The 13,998-nt window shown below is 38.8% G+C and carries 14 protein-coding genes; 4 read left to right on the top strand and 10 right to left on the bottom strand.

The window, feature by feature from the left end:
• Positions 1-109: 109 nt before the first annotated feature.
• From HZA77_15190 to HZA77_15180, 3 genes are all read left to right on the top strand, one after another.
• The gene (locus tag HZA77_15190) at positions 110-2,164 is read left to right on the top strand and encodes a serine protein kinase (GenBank protein MBI5376777.1); all 2,055 of its coding nucleotides are present in this window, start codon (positions 110-112) and stop codon (positions 2,162-2,164) included.
• Between the two features lie 87 nt (positions 2,165-2,251).
• Positions 2,252-3,361: a DUF444 family protein gene (locus tag HZA77_15185; GenBank protein MBI5376776.1), complete on the top strand. Its 1,110-nt coding sequence runs from the start codon at positions 2,252-2,254 to the stop codon at positions 3,359-3,361.
• Between the two features lie 23 nt (positions 3,362-3,384).
• Positions 3,385-4,860 (top strand): SpoVR family protein, encoded by a 1,476-nt coding sequence (locus HZA77_15180; protein MBI5376775.1) that lies wholly within the window; start codon positions 3,385-3,387, stop codon positions 4,858-4,860.
• A 44-nt stretch (positions 4,861-4,904) separates the two neighbouring features.
• On the opposite strand, the gene trpD is transcribed toward HZA77_15180, so the two are convergent.
• The 5 genes from trpD to HZA77_15155 are packed head-to-tail and all read right to left on the bottom strand — an operon-like array spanning position 4,905 to position 9,032.
• The gene (gene trpD, locus HZA77_15175; protein MBI5376774.1) at positions 4,905-5,918 is read right to left on the bottom strand and encodes an anthranilate phosphoribosyltransferase; all 1,014 of its coding nucleotides are present in this window, start codon (positions 5,916-5,918) and stop codon (positions 4,905-4,907) included.
• Positions 5,919-5,925: 7 nt separating this feature from the next.
• Positions 5,926-6,507: an aminodeoxychorismate/anthranilate synthase component II gene (locus HZA77_15170; protein MBI5376773.1), complete on the bottom strand. Its 582-nt coding sequence runs from the start codon at positions 6,505-6,507 to the stop codon at positions 5,926-5,928.
• Entirely contained in the window at positions 6,500-7,990 is a 1,491-nt protein-coding gene (gene trpE / locus HZA77_15165) for an anthranilate synthase component I (GenBank protein ID MBI5376772.1), read from the bottom strand. Before trpE ends, HZA77_15170 begins: the two co-directional genes overlap by 8 nt.
• Positions 7,991-8,015: 25 nt before the next feature.
• Entirely contained in the window at positions 8,016-8,300 is a 285-nt protein-coding gene (locus HZA77_15160) for a hypothetical protein (GenBank protein ID MBI5376771.1), read from the bottom strand.
• Positions 8,301-8,303: 3 nt separating this feature from the next.
• Positions 8,304-9,032, bottom strand: coding sequence for a hypothetical protein (locus HZA77_15155; protein MBI5376770.1), 729 nt, complete (start codon positions 9,030-9,032; stop codon positions 8,304-8,306).
• A 108-nt stretch (positions 9,033-9,140) separates the two neighbouring features.
• Here HZA77_15155 and HZA77_15150 point away from each other — a divergent pair, with 108 nt between their 5' ends.
• Positions 9,141-9,863, top strand: a complete 723-nt coding sequence (locus tag HZA77_15150) for a uracil-DNA glycosylase (protein MBI5376769.1) — start codon at positions 9,141-9,143, stop codon at positions 9,861-9,863.
• A gap of 7 nt (positions 9,864-9,870) precedes the next feature.
• Here the strand turns inward: HZA77_15150 and HZA77_15145 are convergent, their stop codons facing one another.
• The 5 genes from HZA77_15145 to HZA77_15125 all read right to left on the bottom strand — a co-directional run bounded on the left by HZA77_15145 (position 9,871) and on the right by HZA77_15125 (position 13,866).
• Entirely contained in the window at positions 9,871-10,146 is a 276-nt protein-coding gene (locus HZA77_15145) for an integration host factor subunit alpha (GenBank protein ID MBI5376768.1), read from the bottom strand.
• A 97-nt stretch (positions 10,147-10,243) separates the two neighbouring features.
• Positions 10,244-11,455: a bifunctional glutamate N-acetyltransferase/amino-acid acetyltransferase ArgJ gene (gene argJ, locus HZA77_15140; protein MBI5376767.1), complete on the bottom strand. Its 1,212-nt coding sequence runs from the start codon at positions 11,453-11,455 to the stop codon at positions 10,244-10,246.
• Positions 11,452-11,775, bottom strand: coding sequence for a hypothetical protein (locus HZA77_15135; protein ID MBI5376766.1), 324 nt, complete (start codon positions 11,773-11,775; stop codon positions 11,452-11,454). The genes argJ and HZA77_15135 overlap by 4 nt, the downstream gene beginning before the upstream one ends.
• Before the next feature lie 267 nt (positions 11,776-12,042).
• The gene (locus HZA77_15130) at positions 12,043-12,744 is read right to left on the bottom strand and encodes a hypothetical protein (GenBank protein MBI5376765.1); all 702 of its coding nucleotides are present in this window, start codon (positions 12,742-12,744) and stop codon (positions 12,043-12,045) included.
• A 24-nt stretch (positions 12,745-12,768) separates the two neighbouring features.
• Positions 12,769-13,866 carry a response regulator gene (locus HZA77_15125; GenBank protein ID MBI5376764.1) on the bottom strand — a complete coding sequence of 366 codons (1,098 nt, stop codon included), beginning with the start codon at positions 13,864-13,866 and terminating at the stop codon, positions 12,769-12,771.
• Positions 13,867-13,998: the final 132 nt, after the last annotated feature.

Genomic DNA, 13,998 nt, shown 5'->3' with positions numbered 1-13,998 from the left:
TTGAAGATTGGGTTTTTTTTTCCTATATTATATTAAAGAAAGGGACATAAAATAATATACTGAATAAAGTAATTATTAATCCCAACAATTTAAAGTGGGAGGCATAATTATGAACAAATCTGAAGATTACCTTTTAGCAATCAGAAATACCGATGACATTGAACGCTTCAAAGAGCTGAACTGGGAAGGAGCGTTTGATGAATATCTTGAGTTAGTAAAAGCAAACCCAAAAATTACCAGAAATGCCTTTGAACGAATATATGACATGATACTTTCCCACGGCTTCACCGAGTACAGGGAGCATAAAGAGCCAATCGTAAGGTATCACTTCTTTGACGATCCATTCTCTGGAGGAAGAGACGCTGTTTACGGGATAGACAGGTCATTAATGAAGCTTGTTAATTTTTTGAAGTCTGCCGCCATGAAGTACGGCACTGAGAAGAGAGTGCTTCTCCTGCATGGCCCGGTAGGCGGCTCAAAAAGCACTATCGTAAGGCTTCTTAAAAAAGGATTTGAAGACTATTCCAAGCGATGGGAGGGAGCACTTTATACCTTCAGCTGGAAGGGGCTAAAGTCAGAACAGCTAAAAAGATCGTCAGATTATATGGACTGCCCCATGCATGAAGAGCCTCTTCGCCTCATCCCTGTAAATCTCAGGGGAAAGTTCCTTGAGGAATTCAACAAGGGAAAAGAGAGTTCCCAACAGATACATATAGAGGGTGATTTATGCCCTGCATGCAGGTTCCAGTTCAGGGAACTTTTAAAAAAATGGGAAGGAGACTGGGTTAAAGTTCTCGAACATATTATTGTAAAAAGACTGGTACTCTCTGAAAAAGACCGTATAGGAATAGGAACATTCCAGCCTAAAGATGAGAAGAATCAGGATTCAACAGAGCTTACGGGAGACATCAATTACAGGAAAATAGCTGAATACGGCTCTGACTCAGACCCGCGTGCATTCAATTTTGACGGGGAATTCAATATTGCAAACCGCGGGCTCATTGAATTCATAGAAGTGCTTAAGCTCGATGTGGCTTTTCTATACGACCTTCTCGGTGCAAGCCAGGAACACCAGATAAAACCCAAGAAATTTGCCCAGACCGACATAGATGAAGTCATAATAGGGCATACCAACGAGCCTGAATACCGCAAACTCCAGAACAATGAATACATGGAGGCATTGCGGGACAGGACGGTAAAAATAGACGTGCCATATATAGTCAAGCTCGACGATGAAAAGAAAATCTACGAGAAAGACTATAACAAAGAAAAAATAAGGGGAAAGCACATCGCTCCTCATACGGTAGAAGTGGCATCCATGTGGGCTGTGCTTACAAGGCTTGAGGAACCGAAGAAGGCAAGCCTCACACTCATCCAGAAACTGAAACTTTACAACGGCAAATCACTTCCCGGTTTCACCGAAGACAACATAAAAGAACTGATGAAGGAATCCTTAAGGGAGGGGATGGAAGGGATTTCACCAAGGTATATTCAGGATAAGATTTCCAACTCTCTTGTATCTGATATGGGGGAAGGATGCGTTAACCCGTTTATGATAATGAATGAACTTGAAGAAGGATTGACACATCATTCGCTGATAACAAGCGAAGACCAGAAAAAAAGATACAGAGAGCTTCTTTCAGTAGTTAAAGAAGAATATGAGAACATAATCAAGAATGAAGTCCAGCGCGCAATCTCTGCCGACGAGGCGGCTATTTCAAGGCTTTGCGCCAATTACATTGATAATGTGAAAGCATACACGCAAAAGGAGAAGGTGAAAAACAAATATACGGGACAGGATGAAGAACCCAATGAAAGGCTCATGCGCTCTATTGAAGAGAAGATCGATATACCGGACAGCAGGAAGGATGATTTCAGGCGTGAAATCATGAACTACATAGGAGCCCTTGCAATAGAAGGAAAGGCTTTTGATTACAAAAAGAACGAGAGGCTTCACAGAGCATTGGAACTTAAGCTTTTTGAGGACCAGAAAGATTTTATAAAGCTTTCATCTCTTGTATCGCAGGTTGTGGACAAGGAAACGCAGAAGAAGATAGACGTCGTGAAAGAGAGGCTGATATCAAAGTATGGTTATTGCGATACATGCGCCACAGATACGTTGAATTATGTATCAAGCATCTTTGCAAGAGGTGATATCAAGTAAACAAAACGCATTTGATCCTCTGCCTGAGCTACTGTTTCTGAACATTAACAGTTAATGCCTGAGATTTGATGGCCAGGAGGATGTAAAATGGTTTTAAGTATAGAGCAGGATTTAAGCAGATTTAAAAAAATCGTAAAGAACAAAATACGAAAAGACCTCAACCGGTATATAAGCCACAGCGAGCTTATCGGGAAGAAAGGGAAACAGCTCGTAAGAATTCCGGTAAATGAGATAGATATACCTGACTTCAGGTATGACAGGAACAAACAGAAAGGTGTTGGTCAGGGAGAAGGAGATATCGGAGAACCTATCGGAGTGGGAGAACCTGAGGAGGGCGGAAATGGCAAGGCAGGAGACCGTCCGGGGGAGCATATCCTTGAGGTTGAAATAACACTTGAAGAGCTTGCCTCAATCCTCTCTGAAGAGCTTGAACTTCCGCGGATCGTCCCAAAATCAGAAAAAGGCCTTACCGCTGAAAGAGCAAAGTACACCGGAATAAACAAAACTGGTCCTGAATCTTTAAAGCACTTCAAAAGGACTTACAAACAGGCGCTAAGACGCCACATCCTTACAGGCAGCTATGATCCTGACAATCCATTAATTGTGCCAATCCCGGAAGACAAGAGATACCGTACATTCAAGCTTAAGCTCAACCCTTTCAGTCAGGCAGTGATATTTCTCATGATGGATATATCAGGCTCCATTGGAGAAAACGAAAAAGAGATAGTAAGGCTTGAAACCTTCTGGATAGACACATGGCTAAGAGCGAACTACAAGGGAATAAAGACACGCTACATAGTCCATGAAGCGATAGCAAAAGAAGTAAGCAGGGAAACATTTTTCAGCCTAAGTACAAGCGGCGGCACTCTCATTTCGACCGCTTATGAGCTTTGCTACGATATTATAATGCGTGAACACTATCCCGCTGACTGGAACATATATGTCTTTCATTTCTCTGACGGCGACAACTGGTCAAGAGAGGACACATCAAAGTGTATAAGGATTCTTTCTGATAATCTGCTTCCTATATCAAACCTCGTAGGATACGGGCAGGTAGAATCCAGCCAGAGCGGAGGAAGGTTCATTGATGAACTCAAGGAGGAAATCATTAGCCGTGACAATCTTCTCCTCTCCCGCATAAACAGCAAAGAAGCAGTGCTTGACTCGCTTAAGGAATTCTTTGGGAAGGGAAAATAAATCTTAAGGAGGTATGATTTACTATGAGATTCCCTACTGAGCTCAAAAAGATCAAATATGAGCTTGAGAAACATGCAGAAAAAATGGGACTTGATTTTTTCCCGGTGGTATTTGAAGTCGTTGAATTTGACGAAATGAATGCGATTGCAAGCCGAGGTGGTTTTCCGACCCGTTATCCTCACTGGAGGTTCGGAATGGAATACGAAAGGCTTTCCAAAAGCTACGCCTACGGACTTCATAAAATCTATGAGATGGTAATCAACAATGACCCTTGCTATGCTTATCTTCTTGAAGGAAACAACATTGTTGACCAGAAGATAGTGATAGCACATGTTTACGCACACTGTGACTTTTTTAAAAACAATTTCTGGTTCCAGAAAACAAACCGCAAAATGATGGATGAAATGGCAAACCACGCCTCACGTATCTGGAAATTCATTGAAAAATACGGCTATGAAAAGGTGGAGAAGTTTATAGATATATGCCTTTCGATAGAGAATCTCATAGATGTTCATTCTGTACATTTCAGCGGCAGAACTCAGGTATCTGAATCTGATGCTGATGCAAGGATAAAAGTTGACCGGCTTCGCAGCAAAGACTACATGGAAAGTTTTATAAACCCGCCTGAGTTTATTGCAGGAATGAGGAAGAAAAAGGAAGATGAACTTGCAAAGAAAAAAGAAATGCGCTTCACACCGCAGAAGGATATTCTTCAGTTCCTTATTGAAAACGCCAGACTTCAGAAATGGGAGCAGGACATTCTTTCGGTCATAAGGGAAGAAAGCTATTACTTTGCTCCCCAGGGACAGACCAAGATAATGAATGAAGGATGGGCAAGCTACTGGCATTCAAAGATAATGACCAGCAAGGCTTTAAATGACGCAGAGATAATAGACTATGCAGACCATCACTCGGGGACTCTGGGGGTAAGACCCGGTTCAATAAATCCATATAAACTGGGGCTTGAACTATTCAGGGCTATTGAGGAGAGATGGAATAAGGGAAAGTTTGGAACGGAATATATGGAATGCGAAGATTATGAGGAGAAGAGGAAATGGGACAAGAAAACCGGGCTCGGGATGGAAAAGATATTTGAAGTGCGGAAAACCCATAATGATATAACCTTTATAGATGACTTCCTCACCCCGGAATTCTGCCTGGAACACAAGCTTTTCGTTTACAGTTACAACAATGAAAAAAATGTATACGAAATCTCCGACAGGGAGTTCCGCAATATTAAGAGTCAGCTTCTTTTGTCTCTTACAAACTTCGGAAAACCTGTAATACTCGTTGATAGCAGCAACTACAAGAACCGCGGAGAACTTCTTCTTACCCACAATTTCAGCGGGGCTGAACTAAATGCACTATATGCAAAGTCAACACTGGAAAATATTTATAAGATCTGGCAGAAGCCCGTGAATATTCATACGCGGATAAACGATATCAAAGTCATCATGACCTTTGATGGTGAAAAACACGAGACATCAACAGTGCAATAGTAAGTCCTTATCAGGTAAACAAAAATATATGGTTTTTGAAATACTTACTGCTTCTGCGTAAACTCTATCAGTTCCTGAAGTTTTTTGTAAGCGGAGTTGCTGTCGATTGATTCCCTTGCGAGAACCAATCCTTCTTTAATATTTGGAGCTTTGCCGGAAACCGCTATTGCAGCAGCAGCATTGAGAAGAACGATATCGCGTCTTGCTCCCTCAGAGCCTTTAAGAATTCTTATGATTATGTCCCTGTTGAAAGCGGCATCTCCTCCTGAAATCTCATCTCTGTTATGGCGTACCATTCCAAAATCTTCAGGGCTGATTGTGTACGAGAGTACCTTCCCACCGTCAATCTCTTTAATTTCTGTTTTTCCGCATACGGTTATCTCATCAAGTCCATCCTCGCCGTATACTATGTAAGCCTTTTTGACTCCAAGCTTTAACAGTGTCGATGCAAAAAGGCCGGCAAGATCGGATGAGTAAACTCCCACCACCTGTCTTGTCACTTCAGCTGGATTTGAAAGTGGACCGAGAATATTGAAAACAGTCCTTATCCCTATCTCTCTTCTCACCTCTGCGGCATGTCTCATTGCTGAATGAAATTCTGGAGCAAACATAAAACCTATGCCGACCGTATTAATGCAGTTTGCAACCTCATCGGGGTGAAGGGTTATTTTAACTCCGAGCTTTTCAAAAACATCTGCACTTCCACAGTTTCCCGAGACTGCACGGTTTCCATGTTTTGCGACAACAACCCCTGCACCTGCCGCAACGATTGCTGCTGCTGTTGATACATTGAATGTCCCTGCTCGGTCGCCTCCTGTCCCGCAAGTGTCTATGGCATCTTGTGAATTGAGCTTTAAAGTTATTGCCATCTCCCTCATAGCCTTCACGCTCCCTGTTATCTCATCAGGAGTTTCTCCCTTCATCCTGAGAGCGGTGAGAAATGATGCAATCTGGGCGTGTGTTCCCTTCCCTTCCAAAATCTCTTTTATTGCAAGATAGGCATCGTGCTCTGAAAGGTTACTGCCTTCAGTCAGGGTTGATATGCTTTTCTTAATCACAGGCGTCCTACTTTGATAAATCAAGAAAGTTCTTTAAGAGCTTTTTACCATAATCTGTAAGAATAGATTCGGGATGGAACTGCACCCCATATATTTTATACTTCTTATGGACAATGCCCATTATCTCACCATCATCTGCTGTCGCAGTAACAATAAGCTCCGATGGAAGGGATTTGCGGTTTATGACGAGAGAATGATACCTTGTAGCCTCAAAAGGATTGGGAATATTGTTAAAAACATTTTTGTTGTTGTGAGAAATTTTCGAAGTCTTGCCGTGCATAAGTTTTTTTGCCCGGACTATATCTGCCCCGAAGGCAGCCCCAATTGACTGATGGCCAAGACATACTCCGAGGATTGGCACTTTGCCGGCAAAGTGCTTTACCGTTTCAATTGATATTCCTGCTTTTTCAGGACTGCATGGGCCTGGGGATATTACGATTCTCCGCGGTGAAAACTGTTCAATCTCATCTACTGTTATTTCGTCATTCCTGTAAACATCGAACTTTACTCCCATCTCACCAAAATATTGAAAGAGGATGTAAGTAAATGAATCGTAATTATCTATTAATATGTCGCTCTTTTTAGTCATATCCAAGTTCATCAGAAAGTTTTAAAGCCTCAAGCATAGCTTTCATCTTGTTCATGGTTTCAGTATATTCAGATTCAGGCACTGAGTCAGCAACAATACCTGCCCCTCCCTGTATGTACACTTTCCCTTTGTGAAATACCAGTGTCCTTATATTTATACAGGTATCCATATTCCCTGAGAAACTGAAATATCCAACCGCACCGGCATAAGCTCCGCGTCTTGAAGGTTCAAGTTCCTCAATTATTTCCATAGCTCTTATCTTCGGAGCTCCTGAAACCGTTCCAGCCGGAAAACACGCCCTTATGACATCAAATACATTATTGTTATCTGCAAGCCTGCCCCTCACATTGGAAACAATATGCATTACATGAGAATACCTTTCAACTGCCATGAGCTCATTAACTTCAACCGTTGCTGTCTTTGCAACCCGACCGACATCGTTTCGTCCAAGGTCAACAAGCATTATATGCTCTGCTCTTTCTTTTGGATCCGCAAGCAAGTCTTTTTCTAATTTCTTATCCTCATCTTCACTCTTTCCTCTCGGTCTTGTACCTGCTATTGGACGGAGTTCTATTATGCCATCTTCGACCCTCACAAGTATTTCCGGTGATGAGCCAGCCATGCAGATATCACCAAGCTTCAGAAAAAACATGTATGGGGAGGGATTAATTATTCTAAGCGCTCTGTAAACTGCAAAGGGAGAGCCGTCAAAAGCTGCCGAAAAACGCTGTGAAAGAACCACCTGTATCACATCGCCTGCTCTTATATATGCTTTTGCCTTTTCAACAGCTTTGACAAACTTCTCTCTTGTAAAATTAGAAATTGGCTGCAGCTTTCCAGCTTTAAAAGATCTCTTTTTTGTTTCTCTGCGGCTCTTACTTTTTTTAAGTTTATCTATTATTCCTTCTATCCTTTTCCTGGCATCCCTATAGGCACTTTCCGGGGTCTTCCCTTCTGGAATATGCGCGTTTGCCACTATTTTCATCTTGTGAGAAAGGTTATCAAAGATAACAATCGAATCCATGAGCATGAAAACAGCGTCACGCAGATCCAGTGTGTCCTGAGCCGTATCCGGAAGTTTTTCAAAGAACCGCACAAAATCATATCCAAGAAAACCTATTGCTCCGCCGGTAAATCTTGGCAATCCCTTAACTTTGACAGGAGAATAGTTGTCCATTATTCCTCTTAATATTTCCAGAGGATCGCTAACAAATCCGGTTCTTACAGTCTTTCCGTTTATTGTAATATCTACATCATTCCCCTTACACTTAAAGACCAGGGATGGTGAAGTGCCAAGGAAGGAATATCTCGCCCACTTTTCCCCTCCTTCAATACTCTCATAGAGGAATGAATATTTCCCGTCATCTATCTTGATAAATGCGGAAACCGGAGTTTCCATATCAGCATAGATCTCCGTATAGACGGGTATTAGATTCCCCATCTTTGTCATTTTTTTAAATTCTTTGAAATCCGGATAATACATATTTGCTTATAGAATAAGTTATAAGTTAGCGGTTATCTTCCAGTTTCTCTTCCTGAATTGATTCACCAACAAGTGAAGTTCTCCTCATCAGTTCATCAATATTTCTCTTAGCTTCAGAAAGCTCTCCTGACATCTTCTTCACATTATCCTCAATCTGTTTACCCTCTTTACTCTTATAATCTTCAAGCTTTTTAACCCTGCCTTCAATCTCATTTAATCTTTGTTCAATATCTCCGGCCGGTATGCATGATGAAAACATAATTGGAAGAATGATGAAGAAAAATGCTATTTTCCCATTTATCATTTTCATATTTTAAAACCCCAGTTTAATTGTCCGTAGTCTTTCAAATATTGATTGCAACGAACTGATATATTCTGTGTAATCAGCACTTGCCACATAATAAGAGGCATTCTTACCTGTTTCATATAATTGCATCATAAATCGCGGAACTCCTGATATTCCGGAATTTATGCATACAGCAACAATCCCTATAAACAACACATTAAAGAAAAGGACAACAGAAAAAGAAAAAATTATTCCATTATTGATTAGATCTCTTTGTCCAAAATGGAAATCCCTTATAAGAGAACAGATGTGTAATCCAAGAAAGAAGGCAGCAAAGAAAACTATATATGGGTCTGCCTGTTTTATGAAAAAAGGCCTTAAGACGCAGATAAAAATAGTCAACGCTGGAAAACAATATGGCGAAAGCTCAACAAGGAAGTTAGACTTTGAAACACTCACTTCGCCACCTCTTCCAATTGAAACTGAAAGCGCCTTTATATCTCCAAGGAAAAGAAGAGCAAATAAACCATGCATTAGTTCATGGACCAGGATTTCCGCAACCTCAACGAAATCATATCCTGCCCAGTAGATTAACTGCCTCACAACTATATATGTTGCTATACCTGCTCCAAATATTAAATTAAGATTACTGTTATAAACAAGCGTTTTCACTGACGCATAAGAGCAGACTGAACACACTGCGCAGGCAGGGAGTAGAAACATAAGACCAATAATATTTTTTAAAGTTTTATTCATTTAAATTATTTTATTTCAACAACATCATTCAAATCAAGAATAAAGCTTGACCGTGGCAATTCGCTGTATATAAAAAAGAAGTGAGCTTTATAAAAACAGGGAATAGCAATGAGTGACAAAATCAAGAATGCAACTGATGATCTTATAAGTTTTTTGGAATATCAAAAATCTCTTGGAGTTAAAAATTTATTATCTACCACGCGCAATACAGAAATGAAAAAAAATACAGGGACGGAGCTCTCAAAGAATGAGCGTATTACACATCTTAAGGAATATATTGGCGACTGTAAGAGGTGCAGACTTTGTGAAGAGAGAAAAACAATTGTTTTTGGTGCAGGCGATTATAATGCAAGACTGATGTTTGTCGGTGAAGCACCCGGACGTGACGAAGATATACAGGGGAAACCTTTCGTTGGAAGAGCTGGAAAGCTTTTAACCGATATGATTAACGCTATGGGGCTTTCCAGAGAACAGGTGTTTATTGCCAATATTATAAAATGCCGGCCACCCCAGAATCGAAATCCAATGCAGGATGAAATAGAACAATGCGAACCTTTCCTGGTCGAGCAGATAAACATAATACAGCCTGAAGTTATAGTAGCGCTTGGAACTTTCTCAGCACAAACCTTGCTTAAGACTGAAAATAAAATATCAAATTTGCGAGGAAGATTTGATTACTACCGGGACATAAAGTTAATGCCCACTTACCATCCAGCATATCTGCTTAGAAATCCAAATGAAAAGAAAAATGCATGGGACGATCTGAAATGTGTTTTATCTGAGCTCGGACTTGCAGTGCCATCTACCGGCACCAGGAAGCAGAAGAAGTGATATTTTTTTAACCGTTCAACAAATCTTTAAAAAGTTTTGAAGGCTTGAAATTTACCACTTTTCTCGCTGAAATCGTATATGGAACACCCGTTTTGGGGTTACGTCCTGTTCTTTCACGCTTTGTTCTTATCTCAAATTTTCCAAAACCACTCAATATTATATCTTCACCCTTGGAAAGGGTTTCTCTTATTGTATTTAATATCTGCTCAACCATCTCGGACGATTCTTGTTTACTCAATCCAAGTTCTTCGCGAATTCTATCTTTAAGATCTTCCCTTGTCATTTGATTCCTCCTATAACTCCAAACTTATTGATAAGTAATATAATTTGATATGTTCTGTAACATACACTAAATATCTGTCAAGATGAAATATATTTTTTCAACTGTATTCAGCATTTATTTTAACATATTCAGGTGTCATATCACATGTAAGAAACTTGCATGAATAAGATCCTTTATTAATGTTTACGGTTATCTTTATTATTTTTTCCTTGAGATAACTTCTTAATTTTTGAGTTGTTCCTTGAACAGCAATGCCTTTTCTGACAGTCTTTATATTTCCAAATGCTATATCAATTTTATCATCATCAATTTTAACTCCAGCTGCTCCAGCAGCAGCAATTATCCTTCCCCAGTTAGGACTTTCTCCATAAACAGCAGTTTTAAAAAGATTTGAATTTGCTATCTTTGATGCAATTTTCTTAGCGTCATTTTCGGTTTTAGCATTTACAACTTCCACCTCAATTAATTTAGTCGCACCTTCACCATCAGCAACAATCATTCTCGCAAGCCGCTCCATGCACACTGAAATGGCACTTTTAAACGCAAAAATAATTTTATTTTCATTTCCTATTGACTCTTTATCAGTTGTACTAGCAAGACAAAGCACTGTATCATTGGTACTCATGTCTCCGTCAACAGTTATCCTATTGAAAGTCCTCTCTGCACATTCTCTCATGATATTTCTCAGCGTTGCCCTTTTTAGAGAGCAATCAGTTACTATAAACGCAAGCATTGTTGCCATGTTAGGAGCAATCATACCAGCCCCTTTTGCAAAACCTGCAACTCTGAATGAAGTGAGACTTCCGACCCTCACTTCCAATGCTACTTCTTTTTCAAATGTATCAGTAGTCATAATTGCCTTAGCTGCATCAGAGTAATCGCCCTTAGCTAGTTTTTCTGCGAGTTTATCAACTCCTGCAAATATTTTTTCCACCGGTAGCTGTTGCCCTATTATTCCTGTTGAGCAGGAAATAATCTCACCTTCTTTTATATTAAATTTTTTTGATGTGTATTTTTCAATGCGTTTTACAGCTATAATACCATTATCTCCAGTACATGCATTAGCATTGCCACTATTAATAAGTACTAATCTTTTAAACCCCCTATTTATTTTTGTCTTAGCAACTTTGACTGGCGCGGCACAAACCCTGTTTCTTGTAAAAATCCCAGCTGTGACAACCGGTTTTTCACAGATTATCATTGCCAGATCAGGTTTATTAGCCTTTTTTAATCCAGCTCTAACTCCAAGAGCTTTATAACCTGGAACAGAGTTTATTCCGCCGCTTATGTCCTTTATTTTTATTTTCAAGATTCCACCTTTTTTTTCATATCTCTTTCAAAAGCCTGAAGTGCAAATTTTTTTCTGTTTTCCCAGCTTTTCATATTCATTTCATAACTGTTTTTAAGTGCTTCAAAAATCTTTCTAGTGCTAAAATTAATAATAGTAGTATTTCTTTTTATTGATGCCTCAATAGAAGCACTAAGATCGTTCATTTCTCTGATTTCTCCATGATTGGGCATACGTCCCATCCTTGTCATTACTATTTCACGTTCACGCATACTACGAAGACGCTCAATAAGGAGCTTTATTTGCTGAACGTCCTTTCTTATTTCCTCATCGTTTCTCATAATTATGACACGTTTATTTTAATAAATAATTTGTTACAGATAAATGATGGCATAAGAAAAAATCAAGTTTATTTTATCTTAATCTCAGGAAAAGTTTGTATTAATCTTTAGCAGCGGAGATATAATTATTAAAATATTAAAAGTTTTGTGGGAAATTTTGGGGCTTTTATCCAACCAATACATGCTTTTAGTATAGTAACCGCGACTAAATAAGGGGAGATTAAACGTTTAACTAATGTTAAAAGAAGGAAAATACTAAGCGACAACTCAAAAGTTATTAGTAAGGTCTATATATTTTACAATCTCGTATTTTATATCATCAAGCTTTTTTCTTATAATCTCGCTTATCTTCTCATCTGGATTTTCCTGACCACTTGAAATATTTTTTACTACACCATTTATTTCAGATAAGACTTTCTCTTTCCAGTTTCTTGTTACAGTTGCAATTTGCCTATCTTGTGAGAGATCGTATTCCTCTAATTGTTGAAGGTGTTGCTGTACAGATCCCATGTTTTTATCAATTATATCTAAGATTTTTTCGGTCAAATTTCTTTCGAGACGTTCTTTTTTTAAGAGACACCCTATTGAATCAAGAAACTCTTTTGAGTCAAAGCCAATGTGCTCAAGTCTTACCAGGATATTTTCCTCAACAAGTTCATATTTCATTTTATCTGCTGCATTTTCTCTCCATGCACGAACTACATACGTACGAGTACCATCAGTTGCCTTCAAATAAGATTCACATGAAGGGTCAGAAAAATATCCCCTAGATATTATCTCACCTTCAAGCTCTGTAACATAACCTGTTTTGTGGTTCAAATGACGCTCAAAAAATTCTTCCCTATCATTTTTATCAATAATCTCATATTCTAAGGTTTCACCATTTACAACATACTCAGGACAAGTATCGTACTCTGTTATTCTCTGTACTTCTTTACAGTTAAAACAAACAACCAAGTTATTCTTCATATAATTACTCCTAAATAAATATAATTAAAAGAATATATTTGATTTATTATCCTGAAGAAGGCTCAACATTAATTCTATTAACTGAGAATCAAATTGAGTTCCAGAGCCAATCCGCATTTCTTTTATTACTTCTTCCTTTGATAAAGCTTTTCTGTAGGGTCTGTCACTTGTCATAACGTCAAATGAATCGGCAAGAGCAGCAATTCTAGCGGGAAGACTTATACTTTCACCAGATAAACCATCAGGATAACCAAGACCGTCTAAACGTTCGTGATGATGCAAAACCACATCCACAATAAAATCAGAAAGTTTAAGCGGTTCAATAAGCTCTATTCCTCTCTCTGGATGCTGTTTAATTAGCTGCCATTCTTCCTCAGTTAAATCTGATTCCTTTAAAAGACATTGATTATCTATTCCAACTTTTCCTATGTCGTGAAGCATCGTAGCAATCTGCAACTCTTTTCTTTCTAATTCATCAAAACCGCAATGTTGTGCAATAGCATTTGCGTAATATGAAACCCTTCCTGAATGTCCATGTGTGTATGCGTCCTTGCTTTCGAGCGTACTTGATAAGACCTTTATAAACTCCAGAAAATCTAATTCTACCTTTTTAGAATCCTCCGTGTTTTCAATAAACAATTTTCTAAGTCTTTCAATTAACATCTGGTTTTCAATAAGGGTGTTTTTAGCACTATTAAAGTCCACCTTCATTTCCATGTCCTTGACACCCTGCAGAAGCGACTTAAATTGCAGATTTAATATTCTCCTGTCTGCAGCTTTTTTTATAACTGCAATAATCTCTGAGACATTAAATGGTTTCGTAATATAATCAAAAACTCCCCACCTTATGCCTTCAATTGCTGTTTTTAGTGTTCCATATCCAGTAACTATAATTACTTCTATATCTGAGCGATATTTTTTTATAGACTTAAGTACTTCTGTTCCTTGTATACCCGGCATTCGCATATCCAATGTAACAACATCTATTTGTTCTTTTCTAATAATATCCATTGCTTTTGTCCCGTTCTCAGCTATGAATACGTTATAAAGCGGTTTTAATATCATTCTTAAAGACTCACGCGGTCCAATCTCGTCGTCTACTATCAAAATATTTGTAAACAAATGTGTCTCCTTTTTTCCAATAATTTATGAAACAGAAGTGAACCAATATTGAACAAGCAAGACATATGCCAGTTTTTTCTCTAAACAAAGAAATATTTCAGTAAATATTATTGCTAATTATTTCATAGAGAA

This window comes from Candidatus Schekmanbacteria bacterium (assembly GCA_016219965.1).
Classification (GTDB): Bacteria; Schekmanbacteria; GWA2-38-11; order GWA2-38-11; family J061; genus JACRJM01.
This window is presented reverse-complemented; position numbering and strand designations above follow the sequence as displayed.

Excerpts from the sequence above, each read along its gene's own strand:
- trpE (MBI5376772.1), bottom strand. The coding sequence starts at position 7,990 with ATGTATTATCCGGATTTCAAAGAATTTAAAAAAATGACAAAGATGGGG.
- HZA77_15135 (MBI5376766.1), bottom strand. The coding sequence starts at position 11,775 with ATGAGAAACGATGAGGAAATAAGAAAGGACGTTCAGCAAATAAAGCTC.
- HZA77_15155 (MBI5376770.1), bottom strand. The coding sequence starts at position 9,032 with ATGAATAAAACTTTAAAAAATATTATTGGTCTTATGTTTCTACTCCCT.
- HZA77_15185 (MBI5376776.1), top strand. The coding sequence starts at position 2,252 with ATGGTTTTAAGTATAGAGCAGGATTTAAGCAGATTTAAAAAAATCGTA.
- HZA77_15160 (MBI5376771.1), bottom strand. The coding sequence starts at position 8,300 with ATGAAAATGATAAATGGGAAAATAGCATTTTTCTTCATCATTCTTCCA.
- HZA77_15145 (MBI5376768.1), bottom strand. The coding sequence starts at position 10,146 with ATGACAAGGGAAGATCTTAAAGATAGAATTCGCGAAGAACTTGGATTG.
- HZA77_15190 (MBI5376777.1), top strand. The coding sequence starts at position 110 with ATGAACAAATCTGAAGATTACCTTTTAGCAATCAGAAATACCGATGAC.
- HZA77_15170 (MBI5376773.1), bottom strand. The coding sequence starts at position 6,507 with ATGACTAAAAAGAGCGACATATTAATAGATAATTACGATTCATTTACT.
- HZA77_15130 (MBI5376765.1), bottom strand. The coding sequence starts at position 12,744 with ATGAAGAATAACTTGGTTGTTTGTTTTAACTGTAAAGAAGTACAGAGA.
- HZA77_15150 (MBI5376769.1), top strand. The coding sequence starts at position 9,141 with ATGAGTGACAAAATCAAGAATGCAACTGATGATCTTATAAGTTTTTTG.
- HZA77_15180 (MBI5376775.1), top strand. The coding sequence starts at position 3,385 with ATGAGATTCCCTACTGAGCTCAAAAAGATCAAATATGAGCTTGAGAAA.